General features: G+C 61.8%; 17 protein-coding genes. 9 read left to right on the top strand and 8 right to left on the bottom strand.

Annotated elements, in window-relative coordinates; all coding sequences use genetic code 11:
* Positions 1 to 419 precede the first annotated feature (419 nt).
* The 3 genes from QMG25_RS02375 to QMG25_RS02365 all read right to left on the bottom strand — a co-directional run bounded on the left by QMG25_RS02375 (position 420) and on the right by QMG25_RS02365 (position 3,771).
* Positions 420 to 1,637 carry a C40 family peptidase gene (locus QMG25_RS02375; protein ID WP_283456944.1) on the bottom strand — a complete coding sequence of 406 codons (1,218 nt, stop codon included), beginning with the start codon at positions 1,635 to 1,637 and terminating at the stop codon, positions 420 to 422.
* A 197-nt stretch (positions 1,638 to 1,834) separates the two neighbouring features.
* Entirely contained in the window at positions 1,835 to 2,485 is a 651-nt protein-coding gene (locus tag QMG25_RS02370; RefSeq protein WP_283456942.1) for a response regulator, read from the bottom strand.
* Positions 2,482 to 3,771, bottom strand: coding sequence for a sensor histidine kinase (locus QMG25_RS02365; protein WP_283456940.1), 1,290 nt, complete (start codon positions 3,769 to 3,771; stop codon positions 2,482 to 2,484). Before QMG25_RS02365 ends, QMG25_RS02370 begins: the two co-directional genes overlap by 4 nt.
* Before the next feature lie 186 nt (positions 3,772 to 3,957).
* On the opposite strand from QMG25_RS02365, the gene QMG25_RS02360 reads away from it, so the two are divergent.
* The 3 genes from QMG25_RS02360 (at position 3,958) to QMG25_RS02350 (ending at position 6,449) form a co-directional block, all read left to right on the top strand.
* Positions 3,958 to 5,088, top strand: coding sequence for an ABC transporter permease (locus QMG25_RS02360; protein WP_283456938.1), 1,131 nt, complete (start codon positions 3,958 to 3,960; stop codon positions 5,086 to 5,088).
* Positions 5,089 to 5,239: 151 nt separating this feature from the next.
* The gene (locus QMG25_RS02355; protein WP_283456937.1) at positions 5,240 to 5,944 is read left to right on the top strand and encodes an ABC transporter ATP-binding protein; all 705 of its coding nucleotides are present in this window, start codon (positions 5,240 to 5,242) and stop codon (positions 5,942 to 5,944) included.
* Between the two features lie 121 nt (positions 5,945 to 6,065).
* Positions 6,066 to 6,449: an META domain-containing protein gene (locus QMG25_RS02350; protein WP_283456935.1), complete on the top strand. Its 384-nt coding sequence runs from the start codon at positions 6,066 to 6,068 to the stop codon at positions 6,447 to 6,449.
* A gap of 90 nt (positions 6,450 to 6,539) precedes the next feature.
* On the opposite strand, the gene QMG25_RS02345 is transcribed toward QMG25_RS02350, so the two are convergent.
* From QMG25_RS02345 to QMG25_RS02330, 4 genes are all read right to left on the bottom strand, one after another.
* Positions 6,540 to 7,988: a phytoene desaturase family protein gene (locus QMG25_RS02345; RefSeq protein WP_283456933.1), complete on the bottom strand. Its 1,449-nt coding sequence runs from the start codon at positions 7,986 to 7,988 to the stop codon at positions 6,540 to 6,542.
* 1 nt (position 7,989) lies between these two features.
* Positions 7,990 to 9,489 carry a glycosyltransferase 87 family protein gene (locus QMG25_RS02340; RefSeq protein WP_283456931.1) on the bottom strand — a complete coding sequence of 500 codons (1,500 nt, stop codon included), beginning with the start codon at positions 9,487 to 9,489 and terminating at the stop codon, positions 7,990 to 7,992.
* Between the two features lie 53 nt (positions 9,490 to 9,542).
* Positions 9,543 to 10,166 (bottom strand): histidine phosphatase family protein, encoded by a 624-nt coding sequence (locus QMG25_RS02335; RefSeq protein ID WP_283456929.1) that lies wholly within the window; start codon positions 10,164 to 10,166, stop codon positions 9,543 to 9,545.
* Positions 10,167 to 10,232: 66 nt separating this feature from the next.
* Positions 10,233 to 11,726 carry a CCA tRNA nucleotidyltransferase gene (locus QMG25_RS02330; RefSeq protein ID WP_283456927.1) on the bottom strand — a complete coding sequence of 498 codons (1,494 nt, stop codon included), beginning with the start codon at positions 11,724 to 11,726 and terminating at the stop codon, positions 10,233 to 10,235.
* A 127-nt stretch (positions 11,727 to 11,853) separates the two neighbouring features.
* Here QMG25_RS02330 and QMG25_RS02325 point away from each other — a divergent pair, with 127 nt between their 5' ends.
* From QMG25_RS02325 to trxA, 5 genes are all read left to right on the top strand, one after another.
* Positions 11,854 to 12,393: an NUDIX hydrolase gene (locus tag QMG25_RS02325; protein WP_283456925.1), complete on the top strand. Its 540-nt coding sequence runs from the start codon at positions 11,854 to 11,856 to the stop codon at positions 12,391 to 12,393.
* Positions 12,394 to 12,464: 71 nt separating this feature from the next.
* Positions 12,465 to 14,315, top strand: a complete 1,851-nt coding sequence (gene murJ / locus QMG25_RS02320; RefSeq protein WP_283456923.1) for a murein biosynthesis integral membrane protein MurJ — start codon at positions 12,465 to 12,467, stop codon at positions 14,313 to 14,315.
* Between the two features lie 171 nt (positions 14,316 to 14,486).
* Positions 14,487 to 15,962 carry a hypothetical protein gene (locus tag QMG25_RS02315; protein WP_283456921.1) on the top strand — a complete coding sequence of 492 codons (1,476 nt, stop codon included), beginning with the start codon at positions 14,487 to 14,489 and terminating at the stop codon, positions 15,960 to 15,962.
* Between the two features lie 126 nt (positions 15,963 to 16,088).
* Positions 16,089 to 17,045 (top strand): thioredoxin-disulfide reductase, encoded by a 957-nt coding sequence (gene trxB / locus QMG25_RS02310; protein ID WP_283456920.1) that lies wholly within the window; start codon positions 16,089 to 16,091, stop codon positions 17,043 to 17,045.
* Positions 17,046 to 17,061: 16 nt separating this feature from the next.
* Positions 17,062 to 17,388, top strand: coding sequence for a thioredoxin (gene trxA / locus QMG25_RS02305; protein WP_283456918.1), 327 nt, complete (start codon positions 17,062 to 17,064; stop codon positions 17,386 to 17,388).
* A gap of 201 nt (positions 17,389 to 17,589) precedes the next feature.
* Here trxA and QMG25_RS02300 read toward each other — a convergent pair whose 3' ends face one another.
* Complete coding sequence (locus QMG25_RS02300; protein WP_283456917.1) at positions 17,590 to 17,766, bottom strand: hypothetical protein; 177 nt, start codon at positions 17,764 to 17,766, stop codon at positions 17,590 to 17,592.
* A gap of 518 nt (positions 17,767 to 18,284) precedes the next feature.
* On the opposite strand from QMG25_RS02300, the gene QMG25_RS02295 reads away from it, so the two are divergent.
* Positions 18,285 to 20,465, top strand: a complete 2,181-nt coding sequence (locus tag QMG25_RS02295; protein WP_283456916.1) for an HNH endonuclease signature motif containing protein — start codon at positions 18,285 to 18,287, stop codon at positions 20,463 to 20,465.
* The last annotated feature ends 484 nt before the right edge of the window (positions 20,466 to 20,949 follow it).

The raw sequence follows: 20,949 nt of genomic DNA, 5'->3' as shown, positions 1-20,949 counted from the left end.
AATCACCCGCAAAAGTGACGTGGCTCCATCATAGATGATTATGTGATCCATAACACTAGCCATTTGGGCACAAATTGGAATCGATTCTGCAGCACATTTCGACGCCGCCGTTCGGTTATGTTCGCCATCACATCGGCGTACCGCAATTGCCACAGGAACAACCGGATGCGGGGAAGCGACTGCGGGCATGGGGTGGGGCCAGTAATTCGATCCAGCCCGGTGCAGCAGAAGTATTTCGCGAAGCACACCAACCTGGTCGGCGCTTCCAGTGAAGCGCGCGCAGAAGCATTGTCTTGGCAATCCTGGGGACCCAACCCGTCCCGCGTACCCGAAGGGCCCGCCCTTAAGTGCAGGGGCGGCCCGGGAGTGAAGAAGGAAGTGCTTGCCTACCGCCTAAGGTGCGTCACCCCAGCAGGACTTCAGTCACCCGGCACAGTCGTCTCGGCTGACTTCGCCGCGGGTGGTGTGGTCCCAGACGCTGGCGTGGCGCGCGGCGTCGTTCCGGGCGCCGTCGTGCCAGGTTCAGCCGTTGGCGTCACAGAAGGCGTGGGCTTGGGTGTTGGCGCAACTGAAGATGTTGGACTAGCCGTGGGCGTGACGGAAGGTGTGGGACTAACCGTTGGCGTACTTGGCTGCGTGGTTCCGGGCGTCGTCGCCGGGGTCGTACCAGGCGTCGTCGTTCCCGGCTTTACCGGCGTGGGCTTTGTGGCTGGCTTCGTGGTTCCGGGATTGGTGGTTCCGGGTTTTGTTGTTCCAGGTTTCGTCGTCGCGGGCTTGGTACCGGGCTTCGAGCTCGGCGAGATGTTGCCAGCAGGCTGGAGGCTGGGCTTGTCCTTCGCCGCCTTGTCCTTGGCTGCCTTGTCCTTCGCCTTTGCATCGGCTGAGGCAAAGCCCGGCATGGTGAAATACGTGGACGAGGAGCTGACGTCACCCGGGGCATGGATGAACGTGCCCACAGACGGGTTCAAGGCGCTGATCATCTTCCCATTGCCTATGTAGATGCCTATGTGCGACCAGTGGTTGGGGCCGTCGGGGTTCTGGACCACGATGTCCCCCGGCTGGGGATTCGCGGTTTCAACCATCGGCATCCACTGCTCGGTGCGCGGCAGGCCAACACCAGCCTGGGCATACGCCCACTGGACAAAGCCGGAACAGTCCCATCCGTGTTCAAAGCTGGTGCCACCCCAAACATAAGGGTGACCCAGGCCCTGATAGGCGGCGGAGAGAATGTCTTTGCGCACTTGGGAGATAAGCTCCGCGGAGAGTTCCGGGACGGATCCCCGCATTGCATTCACGGAGCGGGCAAGGTGGGGCGTGTTGCCATTGGGGTCTGTCAGATCAAGAGTGTCCGTCAGATCAATAATTTGTTTTGCTGCCGGCTTCCTGGCTTGGATCAAGGTATTGGCGAAGGACAGCTTCACCCCGACTCCCTGGGCGGCAAAGGCCTCGAATCCGACTGGCGGAGCCTCTGCTCCAGCGGTGGAAACCCGTACGCTTTCCTGAAAACTGAGCGCCGCGGCGTCGGCCATGGATGTGTCGGCATATCCGGCTGCAACAAACCCCCCTGAGGCGAGCACCGTGCAGACCACCGCCATGCTCAACTGGTAGGGCCGTGATTTACCTCGTGAAACCGTCACCGAACTATCCCCCTGCTTCCTTGCACGCGGTACTGACGAGCCTACGACATTTTCCCGAAATTTCATGTCATTTTTTCAAATGAACACAAAGTTTCAAAACCGCACCGGGCTTCGCACCATACCCAACAGATGTTATCCATATCACAGTGTAGGGGATGAAAGCCTCGGCTGCACCCCCATGACGCAACCTGTTTCAGCTAACCCGCGCTGCGGATGATCCTGCGTGCCACAGCCACCGAAATGGCGGCAGTTCTGTTGTCAACGCCCAACTTGTCATAAATGTGCACAAGGTGTGTTTTAACCGTTGCTTCGGAGATAAACAGCTGCTTGGCGATCGCCTTGTTCCCCATTCCGGTGGCCAGCAGCTCCACGAGTTCAACTTCGCGGGCTGAGAGCACCGGAGCCGGATTCCGGATCCGGCCCATGAGGCGGGCAGCCACCTCGGGTGCCAAGGCCGTCTGCCCGGCGGCCGCCGACTGCACTGCTGCACGGATCTGCTCCGGGGGCGCGTCCTTGAGCATATAGCCGCTGGCACCGGCTTCAACCGCTGCCAGGATGTCGGCATCCGTGTCATACGTCGTCAAGATAAGCACCGGCGGGGCGTCCGGCAACTCCTTGATGGCCTTGGTGGCGCTCACCCCGTCCATGCCTGCACCCATTTGCAAGTCCATGAGCACCAGGTCCGCCGGCTCGCCCAGGGCGTGCAAACGCTGCACCTCCTTGATCGCGGAACCACCCTCAGGCGCCTCGGCCACCACCGTAAAACCCTCAAATTCAGTAAGCATGGCGCGCAGTCCTGCCCGCACCACCGGGTGGTCATCCACCAATAGAATCCGAATTTCGTTCATGCCTTCTCCCCTTGCACTGCACTGGAACCCAGCTCCAGCGGCAGCCGGATGGCCACCACTGTCCCTTCACCCGGGGCCGACTCGATGGTCAGCGTCCCGCCCTGGGCCAGCACCCGCTCCTGCAGCGACCGCAGGCCAAAGCCGCTCCCGTCCACCCTCCCCGCCAACGTGTCGGTGAGTTTTTCAGGCTCAAAGCCGCGTCCGTCGTCGAACACGTCAAGGGTCACCTCGCTGCCCAAAAACGCCAGACTGACGACGGCGGACTCCGCCTTGGCGTGCAACCAGACATTGGCCAGGCTCGCCTGGGCAGCACGCAGCAGCGTCACCTTGTAGGGCTGCGGCAAGTCGGCGGGCTCCCCATCGAGCCGGAAACTGCACCGCAATGAGCCGCCACGCGCGCCGGCCTCACCCTGGGTCCTGGCACACAGCCGGGACAAGCTCTCCACGAGGGAGGCCTCGGAAAGGGCCGGGGTGGAAAGCCCCCGTACAAAATTCCGGGCCTCGGCCAAATTCTCCGCAGCCGTCGCCTCAATCATGTCGAGACTCTCTCGGGCTGATTCCACATCCCTGGAATCCAGGCTGCGCAAGACAGCCCGGGACACCAGGATGATGGAGGAAAAGCCCTGGGCCAAGGTGTCGTGGATTTCCCGCGCCAGCCTTGCTCGCTCGGCCAGCACCCCCGATTCATGCTGCGTGGCAGCCAATTCCGCTCGGGTGCGGCGCAATTCGTCGGCGGCTTGACGCTGAATTTCGCTTTCCTGGTACAGCAGCCGGTAGGCCTTTGACGTCACCACTGCGAAGGCTGCACCAAAAACAGGTCCCACAATGACAGGCAGTGGAGGGACGCTGGCACCCGAGGATGCCCACTGCGCAGCGATCACTCCCGCCGTCATGAGCACCACCATGACAGGACCGGCCCAGCGCGGAAGCAGGTGCAAATGCAAAAAGAACAACGGGAAAACCAGCCAAGAAAAATCAACTGAGCCCAGCATGAGGACAGCCCACATGAGCGTGATCAGGGCCAGCCAAAGCATCGCGAATCGACGCGGATTCTTTTCCAAGGCTCCGGCTGAATAGCGGTTCTCCGCCACGGTGCCCAGCAGGTAGACCACCGCCAACAGGATGGACAAGACAATAAAAAAATAGCGTCCGCCCCGCCCCTCCGGTTCCAGCAGAAGGCGCAGAACCCCTACTGCCAGCAGCCCCGCAAAGCCGACATGCAAGGTGACGCGCAGGAATCGAAGGATCGTGCCACTCGTCACGGGCGAGGCATCCACGGCAGACATGCCACCAGCTTATGCGGTGGCGACCCCCGGGCGGATCAACCAAATGGTTGAGTGACGGTTCAACCCTTTCGCGGCAGTCGGATCAACCAACCCCGCGATGGATTCAACACCGATTCACGGGATCGTGGAATTACTTGTTCGTCCACCCGGAACACAACCCGTTCCGGCTCATGAAAGTAGCTGCACATGTTCCTCGCGATCCGAGACATCCGCTTTGCCAAAGGACGGTTTGCCCTCATGGGCTCCGTTGTGGCCTTGATCAGCCTGCTGCTTGTGCTGCTGTCGGGGTTGACGGCCGGGCTGGGCAACCAGTCCACCTCGGCAGTGGCTCAGCTCGGCGGGGCCTCCGAGGCTCCCGTGAGCCAAATGGTCTTCGGTGCCCCGGCCGCAAACGACGCCAAGGTCTCCTTCACTGAAAGCCAGGTCACCCGGAAACAACTCGACACGTGGGCTGGCGAACCTGGCGTGGCCTCGGCCGTGCCGCTGGGCATTAGCCAAAGCCGTTTCCAGGCCGCCGGCGACAGCAAGGGCATCGCCAACGTGGCAGTCTTTGGCGTCGGCGAGTCGGCTGTCGGCGAGTCGGGGACAGGGGCCGGGATCGCGCCGTCGGACATCAGTGATTCAACTGTTGTCATTGGTGAAAGCATCGCCAAGGAACTTTCCGTTTCCACCGGCGATGCCGTAACGATTGCCGGGACCGAGCTGAGCGTCGGCGCAGTGGTGCCCGACCAGTGGTATTCACACAGCTCCGTGGTGTGGACAACCCTTCCCACATGGAAAAAGACGGCCCACCTCAGCGACCCGGACCAGCTGGCAACAGTGCTCGCCGTGACCTTCGACAACGGCGCCTCGGTGGACACCGGGCAGGCCAACGCAGCCGCCGGCACGGTCAGCACCACACGCAGCGGCTCGTTCCAGGGCCTGGGCGGATACAAGAGCGAAAACGGTTCATTGCTGATGATGCAGGCCTTCCTTTACGGAATTTCCGCCCTGGTGATCGTCGCATTCCTGACCGTCTGGACCGTCCAGCGAACTCGCGACATCGCCGTGCTCAAGGCCCTGGGCGCCTCCGGCAGCTACCTCCTTCGCGACGCCCTGACCCAAGCCGCCCTCGTGCTGCTGGCAGGGGCGGGCCTCGGCGGACTGGTCGGTGTGGCCGGCGGTCTCGTCGCCGCACAAGCAGCCCCCTTCCTGCTCACGCCGGCAACCACGATTCTGCCCGTCGCCGGAATCTTCCTCCTTGGTTTGGCCGGTGCAGCGCTGGCCGTTCGAAAAGTCACACGCGTCGACGCCATGATCGCCCTGGGCGGGAATTAGTCCCCACGCCCTCCCTACGCTCGCAAGCTCTCGCCGGGGCCCCTCGCAGGCGTGGGCCCAACCACCTGATCCGAATTTGCGGGGCCCCACCCACGCCCTCCCTTCTGTTTCCCACACCCTTCCCGCTCCCAAAATTGCTAAGGAATCAACCATGACTGCACTGAACTTGATCAACGTGACGCTGCAATACCCTGACGGCGAGGGTGTGATGACGGCATTGGACGCCGTGAATCTTTCGGTCCACCCGGGACAGTTTGTTTCCCTGGTTGGTCCCTCAGGGTCGGGAAAGTCAAGCCTTTTGGCGGTGGCCGCGACCCTGGTCAAGCCCACCTCCGGACTGGTGATGATCGACGGCGTCGACGCCACTGCACTGTCCGAGAAGGAACTCGCAACGCTGCGCCGTGACAAGGTGGGCATCATTTTTCAACAGCCCAACCTGTTGGCATCCCTGACGGCTACCGAGCAGCTCTTGATCACCGACCACCTGCGCGGGAAGTCGTTGCGAGATGCTTCCACCAGGGCCGCCGAGTTGCTGGAGTTGGTGGGTCTTGCCGATTCAGCCGGCAAGCGTCCCCACCAGCTGTCCGGGGGACAGCGCCAGCGCGTCAACATTGCCCGGGCACTGATGGCCCAGCCCAAGGTTTTGTTGGTCGACGAGCCAACGGCCGCGCTCGACCACGACCGCAGCGGCTCGATCGTGCGTTTGCTGCGCGAAGTTTGCGACGAGTTCAACGTTGCCACCGTCATGGTCACCCACGACACGGAATTCGTCCCCCTCACCGACGCCGTGGCCACCATGCGCGACGGGGTCCTAACGGCCCCTGTCCCAGCTGCTGCGGGTGTCGGGGCGCACTAGGACCTCGTCGCCTCGGCGATCGCCACGGCGCCCCGCCGACGCGAAGGGTTGGAATCCCCGCCCATGCAATAACATAAGGGAAACGCACGTCTACACCAGCGCGATCGGAGCCACCCTCACCATGAAACGCATTGCAGCCCTTGCCGGCGGCCTTCTCCTTGCTTTGTCCATTTCTTCCTGCGGAGCCGCAACTGGCCCTGTGGGCACATGGGGCGAGGGATACAACACGGACAAGCAACCCTATTTGGAGTTGGCCTTGGGCCAGGAACAGGACGCCAACCAGGCCGGCTTCCTCACAGGCAGCGACGGATGCAACCGGCTGTCCGGGCAGTGGCTCATGGTGGAGGGGGAACTCACGTTCCCGCAGCTCGGCGGCACCCAGATGAAGTGTGCCGATACAGACTCGTGGCTGTCCCGGGCCACCGGCGGCAGCGTTTCCGGGGACGTCCTGACCGTCACCGACACCAGCGGTGCCGTCATTGGCACGCTGGACCGCCGCAACTAAGGCTCCAACTAGAAAAGCTGCCCGGTCCCTTTCACGGGGGCCGGGCAGCTTTTCTTTGAATCACTCCCCACGCAATCCCAAACCAAGCAGTCACAAACCAAGGTACGGCGCGGGCAGGCCGAAGGTGTTTTTCAACGCCGATCGGGCAGCAAGCCAGCCCCCCATGCCATGCACAGCGGGTCCAGGCGGGGTTGAGGCAGAGCCCAAATAGAGCCCCTGTGAAGGGGTCCGCCACGGATCGGTGGCAATGACAGGCCGCTTGAGCAATTGCATCAGCGTGACGGCGCCTGAGCTGATGTCCCCGTCAATGTAGTTGGCGTTGTAATCACCCACGTCGCGGGCGGTTTGTGCACTGCTGGCCAGGATCAGGTCCCGGAAACCCGGCGCATGACGCTCCACCGAGCGGACAATGTCCTCGGTGCAGTCCCGTGTTGAACCTGCCGGGACATGGGTATAGGCCCACAACGTGTGGTGTCCTGCCGGGGCACGGCTTCCGTCAACCACGCCGGCCTGCACTGCCAGCACGTAGGGATTCTTCGGGTGCCGTCCGGCGAGCACCTCACCTTCGGCAAAAGCTATGGACTTCCTCGAACCGCCCAAGTGCAAGGTCGGCGCGTTGGCCAGTTCAGCTGCCGTCCATGGCACAGGGCCTGACAGCGCAAAGTCAACCTTGCAGACGCCGGCACCGTACTTAAAGGATTCCAGTTTGCGTATATATCGAGTTGGTAATTCATTTTTTGCCATCCCCGCCAGGGCCCGCGGCGTTGTATTGCAAATGACGGCCTTGGCGCCCGTCGCTGCCTTCAGCTCCGCGATGCTCTCTATGCGCTGCCCCACTTCAATCCGCCCGCCATGGGCCGTGAGATCATCGGCAAGGGCCTGGGCAATCGCTTGGGAGCCGCCTCTCGGCACGGGCCAGCCTTGTGCATGGGCCAGCACGCCCAGCAGCAGTCCTGCCCCCGAGGTGGCCAGCGAGGGCAGGCGTCCAATGGCGTGCGCGCCCACGCCTGTCAGCATGGCAGGGGCAACCTCCCCCTTGAAACCAAGGTTCCAGGCGGGCGTTCCCTGCGCAAGTGTCCGCAAGGCGTAGCGCAGGACTGCCAAAGGGTCTTGCGGGATGCGCAGCAGCCCGCCCTGCGTGAAGTCAACCACCCCCTCGAGCCGGCGCAGCAACGGTTCCATCAGGGCGCGCCAAGCGCGGCCGTCGACACCGAGCCCGGCCACCGTGCGGTCCAGATCCCGATAAGCGATCCCGGCCCGTCCTCCGTCGAGCGGGTGCCCGTAGGAAACCTCCGGCACCAGCAGCTCAATCCTGCGGTCCAGCTCAAAGGCCTTGAAAAATGGTGAGGCTAGCGCCATCGGATGCACGGCAGCACAGACGTCGTGGCGATATCCCGGCAGGGTCAGTTCCGCCGTTCGGGTCCCCCCGCCAATCGAGTCTGCGGCTTCAAAAACGTGCACCGAAAGGCCCGCTCGCGCCATGGTGACGGCGGCAGACAGGCCATTGGGTCCGGAACCAACAACAGCAACATCGCTCATGCTAATTCTCGATCACGGTCTTCACGTGGTCCCCGCCCGCTTCGCCGCCGGGTGCCGCCGCTTTGCCCGAGGACGCAGCTTCATCAAGGAGCGCGATACGGGGGTCTGCCGGCGGTCCCAGCAAATCACCGCCCTGCGGGTCCTCAACGCTTCCGCGGCGCACCACATCGAGTCCAGGTTTGAACATCTCGCGCACTGTCAACGCAATCAGCACGCAGGTCGCCGCGCCTGCTGTCATGGCGGCCAGCATGAAATACGGGGTGTCAATGGCATGCTGGTTGCTGATGCCACCCAATACCTTGCTGCGGAAAAGCATCAAGGCGATAAAGTGCGCAATCACGGCGGCCTGCCATAGGAGCACGGGTCGCCAGCGGGGCAAGGCCAAGGCGAGCAACGGTAGCAGCCAGACGGCATGCCACGGTTCGGTGTTTTTGCCAAGCACCACAAACCCTGCAACAGCCACGAAGACCAGCTGCGCCACGCGCGGGCGGCGAGGCGCATACAGGGCCAGGGCGGCAATGCCCAGCAGCAAAACAGCCAACAGAATTGCTGCGGCCGCATTGCTCGCGGAGGCGTCCAAGGCGGGCCAGCCCATTCGCTCGGCCACAAGATTCCATCCGCCATACAAGGAGGACTCCGACGGTTCGGCGGCCAGCAAATCCGTCACATGGGCGGGGAAAGCGCTCGGGTTCACGGCCATCACCGGTGCCAGGACCAGCAGCCACGCAATCAAGGCGGCTCCGAACATTTCAAGCATTTTAGTGACCCGGCGGGCCCTAATCCCCAAGAAGACCAACGCCAGCAGGACAAGGACCGGGTAGGGTGCGGCCATGCTGGCAACACCCAGCACTGCACCTGCCCAAAGTGTCCGGCGGCGGGCAAAAAAGTACAGGGCCAGGCTCACCAGGGCGGCAGCCCAGAAGTCCCAACTGACATAGGCCACGAGCATCAACAGGGGGCTGGCGGCCACGAGTGCGGCATCCCAGATGCGGCGCCCGGCCGTGCGGGCGACAACGATGACGGTCAAGATCCAAACGACGGCAATCAGGGCCGCGTTCAAGTCGAAGAATGCTAGCTGGCGCAGGGCGCCGTCGCCGGATCCACTGGTCAGCGCGGCGGTGATGCCAGCCACCCAGCCGGCCACCACCGAGTGCTCAAAGGGGGAACCCTGGCTCAAGAACGGGAACAGGGTGCCCAGTTTGTCGTCCACGAACGAGTTGGGGAACTCCGACCAGCACACAGTTGACTGCTGGTCGGGAGTGGCCCAGCCCGAGGTGCGGCAATGGGACTTTGTCATGATGGCGATAATCGCCGACACCGCCGTCATCAAAACCAGCACTCGTTCCACAGTGAAGAATCCGGGGTTCACCGCCCCGGGCGCTGCCCGTTTTCCCAACGGGCCGCCCACCGGCTCCGTCATGCTGCGCAAAAGCGGATCGCTGCGTGAGGGCACAACAATGAGATGCCGGGTCGAAGTCCCCGTAGCGTGAGTTTCCTGCATGCCCACGAGCTTACCGGTTCACCACCCGCCAGCCTGATTGCATCACATGGACGCTACAGGCCCCACTGTTCGACAGCCGGAGTCTTCTTGTCCCATCCCAACGTGCAAACCTTGGCGGTGCCCAAGACGAAGTGGCGGCCTTCACCTGCCGGCAGTCCCAGCCAGCGGGCGGTGAGGATGCGAAGGAAGTGGCCGTGGGCCACCAACAAGATGTTCGCTGGTGTACCGTCGGCGCGCTGCACGGCGCGCACGCGGGCAACGATCCTGTCGGCACGCGCCGCGACCTCTTCCAACGTCTCGCCGTTGGGCACGCCATTGTCCCAGATCAAGTACCCGGGGTTTTCCGCCCGAACCACGGCGCTGTTGATGCCCTCGTAATCGCCGTAGTCCCATTCCACGGCGTTGGGCTCCACTTCAGCCGCTGGAAAGCCCGCCAGCGTCGCCGTTAGGTGGGCACGCTGCAGCGGCGACGTCAGGACCAGGTCAAAGTCGACGTCGGACACGGCAGCCTGTGCCGAGCGGGCCTGTGCTTCCCCGGCCTCGGTCAACGGCATGTCCGTCAGGCCCGTGTATTGGCCGCTGCGGGACCACTCGGTCTCACCATGGCGCAGCAGCCAAAGCTTGGGCCCGCCCGGGACAGGTGGGGCCGGGGTGTTCTCTGTCTGGCTCTGGCTCACGGTATTATATTCCAATCAACGAATGTTTCCCGGGTGGGTTTGGACTCCAACTTGGTCCTCAGCAACTTATTCTTCAGTGGCCGCGCTGGCAACAGCAGCAGGTGGCCCCTCGGGCTCGGGCTCCGGCTGCGCCTCGGGCTGCTCGGCCCACCATTTCAGCAATTCAACTTCCGCCTTCCCCGCACCAAGGGGCCCGTGCTCCATGCGCAGTTCAAGCAGGAAGTTGTAGGCGCGTCCCACGACGCGGCTCGGCTTGATCCCCAGCAGGGTCATGATGGCTTCGCCGTCAAGGTCCGGGCGGATGGAATCGAGCTCTTCCTGCTCAGCCAGCACGGCAATGCGCTGTTCAAGGTCGTCATAGGCGAAGGCGAGCCGCTCGGCCTTGCGTTGGTTGCGGGTGGTGACGTCGGAGCGGGTCAGCCGGTGCAAACGCTGCAGGAGGTCTCCGGCGTCGGTCACGTAGCGGCGCACGGCCGAATCGCTCCAGCCAGCTTCGCCATACCCGTAAAAACGCATGTGCAGTTCAACCAGTCGTGAAACGGCCTTGATGGATTCGTTGTCAAAGCGCAGGGCCTTCATCCGCTTGGCCGTCAGCTTCGCCCCGGCCAAGTCGTGGTGCCTGAAGCTGACCGCGCCGCCGGGTTCAAAACGGCGGGTCTTGGGCTTCCCGACGTCGTGCATCAGCGCCGCAAAACGCAACACAAAGTCGGGGCCGGGAACAGGACCATCCGGCCCGCTCTCGAGCTCCGCCGCCTGTTCCAAGACTTGCAGGGAGTGTTGGTAGACGTCCTTGTGGCGGTGGTGTTCATCCGTTTCCAGCTTCAGCGCTGGGATTTCCGGCAGCACCAACGCGGCCAGGCCCGAATCCACAAGAATGTCCACACCGGCGCGCGGATGCGGCCCGCAAATCAGCTTCACGAGTTCATCGCGGACACGCTCTGCGGAAATAATGCTGATCCGTTCCGCCATGTCGGTCATGGCGGCAACGACGTCCGGGGCCAGCGCAAAACCGAGCTGGGAGGCAAACCGGGCTGCGCGCATCATCCGCAGGGGGTCGTCCGAGAAGGAATCCTCGGCCGTGCCGGGGGTGCGCAACAACCCGGCAGCCAGGTCCTTGGCCCCGCCAAAGGGGTCGACAAGTTCCATGCCGGGCAGTCGCAGGGCCATGGCATTGACGCTGAAGTCGCGCCGCTGCAAATCATCGACAAGGGAGGTGCCAAAGGCCACCACGGGCTTGCGCGACTCGGGGTCGTACGCCTCCGCCCGGTAGGTGGTGACCTCAATGAGCATCACCTCTTTGTTGCGGTTGCGCTTGCGGAAGCCAATGGTGCCAAAATCCCGGCCCATCTCCCAATGCGAATCCGCCCACTTCTTTGCCACTGACAGAATTTCATCAGGGGTGGCATTCGTGGTGAAGTCCAAGTCCGGGGAAGCACGGCCCAGGAACAAGTCACGGACAGGCCCGCCGACAAGGGAAAGTTCGTAGCCGGCGTCGGCAAAGAGCCGCCCCAGTTCGAGAACCACTGGGTCAAATTTTGAAGTATCGGGCACTAAATCCATGGTTCCTTAACAATGCCAGACTTTTGCAGCTGCACGCGTGCCCCGCCGGCGACGCACGCGGTGACACCCCCAAAACTACGCTTCGCCCTGTCATCATCCCTGGGCAAAGATAGCTAGAGTGGACTTCATGGTTCACCCCGTGCCCCGCGCGCCGAAGAAGAACCCGTTGCCGTCGGCAATGGGGCGCTCGACCGTGCCCGCAGCACCCAGTGCGCCAAGCCAGCTGCCCACCGTGGAGGAAATCTCCGCCGGCGGCGTGGTTGTTGAAATGCACGACGACGGACCCCGGGTTGCGATCATCGCCCGCATCAATCGCGGTGGTCGGCTTGAGTGGTGCCTGCCGAAAGGCCACCCCGAAGGCGTGGAAACCCATGCCGAAGCCGCCGTGCGTGAGATTGAGGAAGAAACCGGCATCGCCGGAGACGTGTTGGCCCCCTTGGGCAGCATTGACTACTGGTTTACCGTCAGCGGCCACCGGGTCCATAAGACAGTTCACCACTTCCTGCTGTGCGCCACCGGCGGTTTCCTCACCATTGAAAACGATCCAGACCATGAAGCAGTCGACGTCGCCTGGGTGCCCATCGACGTACTGGCAAAGAAGCTTTCCTTCCCCAACGAGCGACGCATCAGCGACCTCGCGCGGGACTTGCTGCCGGAACACTTCTAGCAACTTCCCTTGTCTGCCGTTGCGTTCCATTGCCAGCAGCCACCAAGACAGCAGTGAGATGATGGGACACAATGTCTAACGATGAACGGCTCCGCATCCCGCCGAAACCCGCTGCAGCCCCGCGCCTGGCTGCCCCGCCCCCCAGTACCAAGGCGCACCCCGTGACCGTCGCCTCGAGCCGCGGCCAAACGCCGTCGGCCGTAGCTGGCTCCGTCGCATTGGACCCCGGCGCACCCGTGCCGGGTGGAACGGGATCCACCGTTCCCAAACCCGGCACACCGGTACCGAGCAGTGCCCGGTCCAGCGCAACCATGGCCATAGGCACCCTGGCGTCGCGCATCCTAGGCTTCATCAAGGCCATGGTGCTCGGCATTGCCATTGCAGGCACTGCCATCGCCACGATCTTTGAGGGCTCCAACTACCTTCCGAACCTGATTTTCCTGCTCCTTGCCGGCGGCGTGTTCAATGCCGTGCTGATCCCGCAGATCGCCAAGGCCAGCAAACAGCCGGACAAGGGCACCGACTTCATCTCGCGGCTGCTGACCCTGGGTGTTGTGGGCCTGCTGGTGATCACCGCCATAGTGATGCTGCTGGTGGGGCCGATCTTGGGGCTTTTCACCTCCTTCAGTGGAAGCGAATTGCAGCTGTCCATCACTTTTGGCTTGTTCCTGTTGCCGCAGATCTTCTTCTACGGGCTGTTTTCGTTATTGGGCCAGGTCCTCAACGCCCACAATGCCTTCAGGGCCTACGCATGGGCACCAGTCGTCAACAACGTGGTGGCCATTGCCGGGCTGCTGGTGTTCATTGTCATTTCCGGCAGTGCCGTCTCCAACCCCCACACGGTGGAGAATTGGACTACCGGTCAGACCTGGATGCTGGCTGGCACCGCCACGTTGGGCATTGTGGCGCAATCGGCCGCGCTCATCATTCCCGTCCACCGGCTCGGCCTGAACCTGCGGCCCAAGTTCGGATTGAAGGGCACCGGGTTGGGGGCCACCGTCAAGGTTGCCGGCTGGACCATGGGCACCATGATCATTGGCAACCTGACTTTCCTTGTCATCCTGCGCGTTTCCACCATTCCTCTCGGCGGCAGCTCAGGCGGGGACCCGGGAATACCTGACGTTTACGTTTTGAACCGGGCAACCGAGTTGTACATCATGCCCCACTCGATTATCGCCCTGTCCATTGCCACGGTGATGTTTACGGCCATGGCCCATGCGGCAGCAAGCAAGGACATGTCCGGCCTGCGCATCTCGCTGGCGGGTGCCTTGCGCACCACAGGCATGGCCACAGTGTTTGCCGCGGTCGCCCTCGTGGTGCTTTCAGGTCCCTTGGGAATGCTCTTTAGCGGCAATCAGGAAACAGTGGGACGTCATGTGGCAATCACGCTGGCAATTCTGGCTGTCGGGGCACCTTTCTTCAGCATCAACTTCATCCTCAACAGGGTCTTCTACGCACAGGAAGATGCCCGCACGCCGTTCGTCATCCAGTGCATCATGGTGGGGCTGGGTCTCACCACAGCCCTGCTCGCAAGCCTGCTGCCCCAGGAATGGATCATTTACGGCCTGGCGGCCAGCTACACCCTTAGCAACGTTGTGGCCCCCATCGTCAGCCACTTTTTCCTGAAGCGTAAGCTTGGAAACTATGGCGGCGGGCTGATCCTGCGCGCACACATGCGCTTCCTTGTGGCAGCCCTGGTCGCCGGAGTGGTCGGGGAGCTGATACTGCGTCTATTTGGCAGTTCCTCAAGCGAAGGGTTCATGTGGACGTCCATTTCCGCTTCGGCGCTGACCTTGGCTGTCGTCGGAACGCTAATGGCCGTCATCTATATCGTGATCCTCAAGCGCTTGCGCGTTGAGGAGGTGGATGCCCTGCTGAATCCTCTGCTGGCAAAACTCCGCAATCGCCTCCCCATCCGCTAAATACGACCGCCAGTTCTGCAGCCTGACCACCGCGGACAACAATTTGGAAGCTGTGCTCCACCGCTGCCGCGGCAACCATGGAACTCGCAGCATTTTCCTATAGAATCAGTCAACATATGGCTTCGTGTGCATGACCTGCACGGGCCCCCATGCATGTAAGAGGAGGATTTGGTGCCACAACCCATCGATGTGGGCTCCATCCTGGGCGGTCGCTACAAAGTGACCGGCCGCATCTTGGCCTCCGCCGAGAACGACGTCATTTTGGACGGTCTTGACCAAGTCCTGAACCGGCCTGTCAGCATTCTCGCTTCCGCCGTTGAAAATTCGGCTAATTTGACCCAAAGTGCCCGCGAAGTTGCCACCGGAGCGCGGATTTCCAACGTCTCCATCTTGGACCTTGGTGTCCAGGACAATGCCACGTACCTCATTGCTGCCCGGACGTCCCCCGCAGACCTGCTCGACCTGGTGGTCCCCACCGAACCGCAAGAAGACGTCTACCAGGAGCCGTTCTTCACCGATACACTCGGGACTGAAATTTTTGGCAGGACCCGTGACGCCGCACCGGTCGGTGGTCCTTACATCTATGACGACAATTCCCCGCTGACCCCGGCGCACCCGCTGCCCCGCGTGGGCCAGGGCGCGGTGCCCTTGTACACGCCGCCGACACAGGCCCCGGCAGCCCCAGCACCGGCGACCCAAGCGCAGGCAACCCCAGCTCAGGCAACATCGGATGCCGGCCTGGGTGCCGCCGTCGTGCCTCCGGCACCACAAGCCGAGCCGCAAGCTCCTGCATCCAAGGTGACATTGTGGGACGAGGAAGATTACGGCCTCGACGAAGAGGTCCCCCATGACGAAACTGCAGACGCCCGCCGCCCCGGCATCTTCCCTGCAGAATTGCGCGGTGCCGACGAAGGCTCCAACCTAGCCTCCAGTCAAGAGGAGGAATACCCGGAGCAGGATGATCTGCTGGACGACGACGAAGAGAACTCCCCGCGCGCCGGCGGACGCTGGCTGACAGGGGCAATCGTGGGTGTCTTGCTCATTGGCGCCCTCTTTTTTGCGACCCAACACATTGGTGGACTGTTCAACGGTACTGACAACCAGGCTGGTCCGGCGACCTCCGCCGCCCAGTCGCCGCAGGCCAGTGACAAGCCTGCCGCCACGGATGCCCCACCCGCACCGGCAGTGGTGGCGCCCGTAATCACTGGCCTGACCGACATCACTACGTTCGCCCCTGGCGTTCAAAACTATGCCGAGAGGTATACGTCCCGTCTGACGGACGCCATCGACGGGAACAAGGGCACCTATTGGCCCACAGTGGAATACTCCGCTGCCGATTTCGCCAATCTCAACGAAGGCATCGATTTGGTCGTCGCATTGAAAGAGGAAGCCACGATCGGCTCAGTGAGCATCAGTCAGTTGGCCGGTTCCGGCGGGCAGTTCAATATCCTGACCAACTCCAAGCCGGAGCTGCAGGGCGCCACGAAGATCGGCAGCGGATCCTTCAGCGCCCCTGAATTTACGCTGACCGCAGCTCCGGGCATCAAGGCCAAATACGTGATCATCAACTTCACACAGGCTCCCAAACTTCAGCCCTTCGTGACGTATCCCTATGGCTTAAAGATCACCGAAATCGTAGTCAAGTAACTCCCAACCATTCCTCCCCGCTCGCGTGGTAGGAATATCCACACAGTTGATGCAGTTGTGGATAGCGAAGGTCCAAACGAGCCGCATCGCCGCGGACACTCAATGTAGGAAGAGGAACACTTACCCGTGAGCACGCAAGCAACCCCCGCAAGCGACGTCCGTGATGTCATCATCATAGGTTCGGGCCCGGCAGGATACACCGCAGCAATCTACTCCGCTCGCGCCGACCTGAAGCCATTGATGATCGCCGGTTCTGTCACCGCTGGTGGAGAACTCATGAACACCACCGATGTAGAGAACTTCCCCGGTTTCCCGGAGGGCATCATGGGTCCCGATCTCATGGAGAACTTGGGCCAGCAGGCTGAGCGGTTCGGCACCGAAATAATGTACGACGACGTCACTTCCGTTGAGCTCGAAGGTGCCGTCAAGACGGTAACCTTGGCCGACGGACAGGAGTTCAAGGCCCGAACCGTCATCATTTCCACCGGTTCCGCCTACCGTGAGTTGGGTGTCGAGGGCGAAAAGCGCCTTGTGGGCCACGGCGTTAGTTCTTGTGCCACGTGTGACGGATTTTTCTTCAAGGGCCACGATATTGCGGTCATTGGAGGTGGCGATTCGGCCATGGAGGAAGCGATCTTCCTGACGAAGTTTGCCGAGTCCGTGACGGTGGTGCACCGCAGGGATACCCTGCGTGCCTCCAAGATTATGGCAGACCGAGCGCTCAACCACCCGAAGATCAAGTTCATCTGGGACAGCGAGGTCGAGACCGTCGAGGGTGATGCAAAGGTCAGCGGGATTCGGCTCAACAACTTGGTCACCGGCGAGAAGAGCGAGCTTGCCGTGACGGGTGTATTTGTTGCCATAGGCAACGATCCTCGCGTTGATCTGGTCAAGGGCGTCCTTGAGCTCACAGCTGCCGGAACCATTGCCGTTGAAGGTCGCACGTCAAGGACCACCCTGCCCGGCGTTTTTGCAGCCGGCGACGTCGTGGACCCGACCTACCGCCAGGCCATCACTGCGGCCGGTTCAGGATGTGTAGCCGCATTGGATGTAGAGCACTTCCTGGCCGACCAGAATTCCTAAGAGAAAGTAGTTCACTATGAGCAACGCCAAGAGCGCAACAGATGCAACATTCAGTGCTGATGTCTTAAACTCCGAAAAACCTGTCATCGTGGATTTTTGGGCCGAGTGGTGTGGCCCCTGCCGCAAACTCGGACCCATCCTCGACGAGATCTCCGTGGAGTACGCCGACAAGGTCGACGTGGTCAAGGTTGACGTCGATGCCAACCCGGCTATCTCTGCCAAGTATGGAATCACCTCCATTCCTGCCGTCTATCTTTTCCAGGGTGGTGAAGTTCGGGGTACCGTCGTGGGTGCACGGCCCAAGCAGTATTTCGAGAAAGAATTTGCTGAGTTCCTCAAGTAGGACGCTCAAATTGATTTAGCGGGTGTGGACCGGACATTGTCCGGTCCACACCTGTTTAATATCAGCTGAGGATTCTCCCAGATCGATCCTAAGCAACTATTTCAGGGTGTTACTTCTGAGAAAATCGAAGTCAGGATCACTTCAGAGCATGTTTTTGGGATCCATGGTGCAGTCGAGATCAAGTCTTCGTTTCACGTGAAACTAAATGACCAGGCGGTCCCACAGCTCCAAGAATGCGAGAGCTGCTCCCAGTGCGGCAGGACTGCGAGTAGTTGAGTCCCGGCCAAAGTCCTTCAACAACATCTTCCGCAGTTCCCGGTCGCTACGAATTTGAAACAGTCCTACGTATCGAGTCGCACCGAACTTATCAGTGGTCATAGTTCACTGCCCGTATTCCCTGGGACGTCGGCTCCACCAGGACGCCTCACGGGAGGACTACTTCCCCTCGAGTAAGCACAGCTTTCACATAGGGGCTTGACCGTGGACTTTGACCTCCGTGAGCGCCAGCGCCAAGGATGCCGCACACGCTTCGAAATGCGGTGGCATGATCGCATGCGCACGGACACTCACCCCGTCACGAACAACAAGCAAGTGACCTGCATGCGGGACGCGGCAACCACGGCCCACTGCGCGTGCATGACGATCAACGTTCCAGCACCTCATGTCATCTTTCGGGGGGCCGGACAGCATCCAACCAACAAAATGACGGCCCCTTCTCGCCCGGCTGATCCGGAAAGCTGCGGACACTATCAGCATCTAGAACCGACCCTCCGTTGTTCTGGTCGAGGGATAAACAACCCGGCCGGCAATGAGCGGGCAGTCTGGAGATAGAATATATCTTTGGGAATTAAGATGAATCTATAGCATGGATCAGACAAGTGATCTATACTTGTGGTATGGGCGGTTCAGTGAATTTCCCTCGGGAAGAGGATGATTCATCCGCCACAGTCACTGTGGTGGAGCTGATTGCCGGGCTGGTGTTTCCCTCCCTTGAACCCTTGGACACGGGCATTGCCGGTTTCTCTTCCCTGCCGCCGCTGCCCTCTCCGGGCGAGTTCCATCCCGGTGCCGCCGCTGGTGCTGCGGGTGGTGGTGGGTCGCAATTGGAATCGGTGCAGTTGTTGTTGGAGGGGTGCGTCGATGCTGTGGACGCGTTGCGGGTCCATCAGAACCGGGGTGCCGGGCTGGCCGCGGTGTTGATCGAGCGCTGTGCGTCCGTGGCCGCGGTGGAAGACGGGTTGTTGTCCTTTGATGCGTGGCAGCGCCAGCAGTCCTTTGCCAGCCTGCGTGCTGAACTGGCCGGGATACTGCGGTTGTCCGCGGGCGCCACGGCACGCTTGATGGAACACTCCACCGTGCTGGTCCGCCGGCTTCCCGCGACCCTTCAGGCACTGTGCACCGGGGTGTTGGGGTGGGACTTCGCGGTGATCATCACCGAGGAAACCACCGTACTGGCCGAAGCCGGCGTGGCCCAAGACCTCATCGACGCCTATGAACGCATCTTGCTCGGCAAGGCCGCCCAAGGCACGGTGACGGGCTTCAGGGAAAAAGCCAGGCGGTTGCGGGAACGTTCCTATCCCGAAACACTGGACGTACGAACCCGGAAAGCCTACGCCGACCGGCACATGCGCATCAGCAGGGACCGCGACGGGATGTCCTGGCTGAGCCTGTACGCCCCGTCTCCCACGATCGAGGGCATCTGGGACCAATGCACCCTGAGCGCCCAAGCAGCCCAAGGCCCCCACGAAGACAGGACCCTGACCCAACTCCGTGCCGATGTCGCCGCCGCCTTGCTATTGAACCAATCCATGGCCCACAACGCCATTCACACCCCACCAACCCCCACCAGCACCACACCCACCACCCCAGGAACCAACACAGCCAGCCACAACAGCGGCAGTGGTGGTGGGGTGGGTGCTGTGGCGGTTCCCGGTCACGAGTTGGTGCCGTTCTTTGCCCCGGTCGAGCCTGATCCCTGTGCCGGCGCCCCGATACCGGACCCGGACCCGGACCGGCACCAGTTTTCACCGGGTGCGGTCCCGGTCTTTGACGATCCCGACTACCAGAGCCCGTCGTTCAAGGACCCCGATCATCGCAACGATCCTGAATGGCTGCCCACCGCGAGACCGCCAACACTGACCCCGGCTCCCCACAAGCCCGGAACCGGTGTTGAGGGCAGAGCTGGGCCCGGAACCGGTTCCTCGGTGGCATGGCCTCCATTGCCGAGGGTATTGCCGGTGGTGGTGATCCCGGCTTTGTCGTTGTTGGGGGCCACGAACGAGCCGGCCTGGATGGAAGGAGCCGGGCCGATCAGTATCGAGGTCGCCCGGAAACTCCTCGGAGATGCTTCCTGCTTTTATCGGGTCTTGACCGATCCAGTCACGAACACGCCCTTGGATTCAGCCCCGCAGCAGTACCGGTTGACCCAAGCGATGCGCCTGATGCTGGGGATCAGGGATGAATACTGTCAATTCCCCGGCTGCCTCGCCCACGCCGTCAGCTGCCAAACAGACCACGTCAAAGCCTTCGAGCACGGTGGCCCCACGATCCTGGGCAACCTGGAAATCCTGTGCCGCGCCCATCACCTCCTGAAGCACTTCAAGGACGACAGAACCCGCACCGGGGACTGCCGCCTGGATCAGAGCCCGGAACGAGCCGCAGTACGCCTGCGCGGCTGGACCCCGTCAATGACAGCACAGAACGGCGTGGCCTGGACCTCGCCCCGCGGACGCTACTACCCGCCCGAAACAGCCGAAATCCACGCCCCGGCCTACCCCAAGTGGCTCAAAAAACGCCTCACTGAAAACCTCAACCCAGCACGCCCCGACCCACAAAACCCCCAGTACGAGCAGAACACCCAGCACAACCCGGCACGCGCCGCCTTCACCGAAGAACACGACCAAGACTGCGCCTTCGAAGACGACTGCGACTGCGGCTGCGAAGGAATTCACACCGCACAGCAACTCCCTGAACCACCCCCAGGCACCTTCCCCGACGACCCGGAATTCAACACCATGCACTGGGACAACCTCATCCAACGAGGACTCGAAAACCCCACCCTCGGCCTCCCCAAGTAGCTAAAGTCCCTGCCCCTTGGCGACAAAGACTCAGTTTGTGCCGTCCGCGTGACCTAGCCATAAACCTTCGCCGTTTCACGTGAAACAGGCAGAGCGACCATAGCCCAATACCGGGAGGTCACTTCCCACCAGCCCGAAGACCCTCTCAGCCCCATTAATGAGACGTGCCACATCAAAGCGTGGCACACGTTCCTCCGTTCCTTGGCTCACGGTCTTGGCAAAAGTTGAACTTCTGCCAACTGTTCGCTGGATACCCATTAGGAAGTTGAATCCATGGGACTCAATCACCATCGTTCCTCTACACACTCATAGCAGGGGCAAGGCGCATGACGACAGCCAACTGGCCGTAGAAACACTCAGGATGAATCCATGAGTTTCCGGACATAGTCGTGGTTACACGCACCCGCACAAACAGCAACTTCCCTCTCTGACCGCAAACGTGGGGACAATCCGTGATTCAAAAACTATCCGGGTCTACGCGTTT

It is taken from the genome of Arthrobacter sp. H35-D1 (assembly GCF_030063185.1).
Classification (GTDB): Bacteria; Actinomycetota; Actinomycetes; order Actinomycetales; family Micrococcaceae; genus Specibacter.
This window is presented reverse-complemented; position numbering and strand designations above follow the sequence as displayed.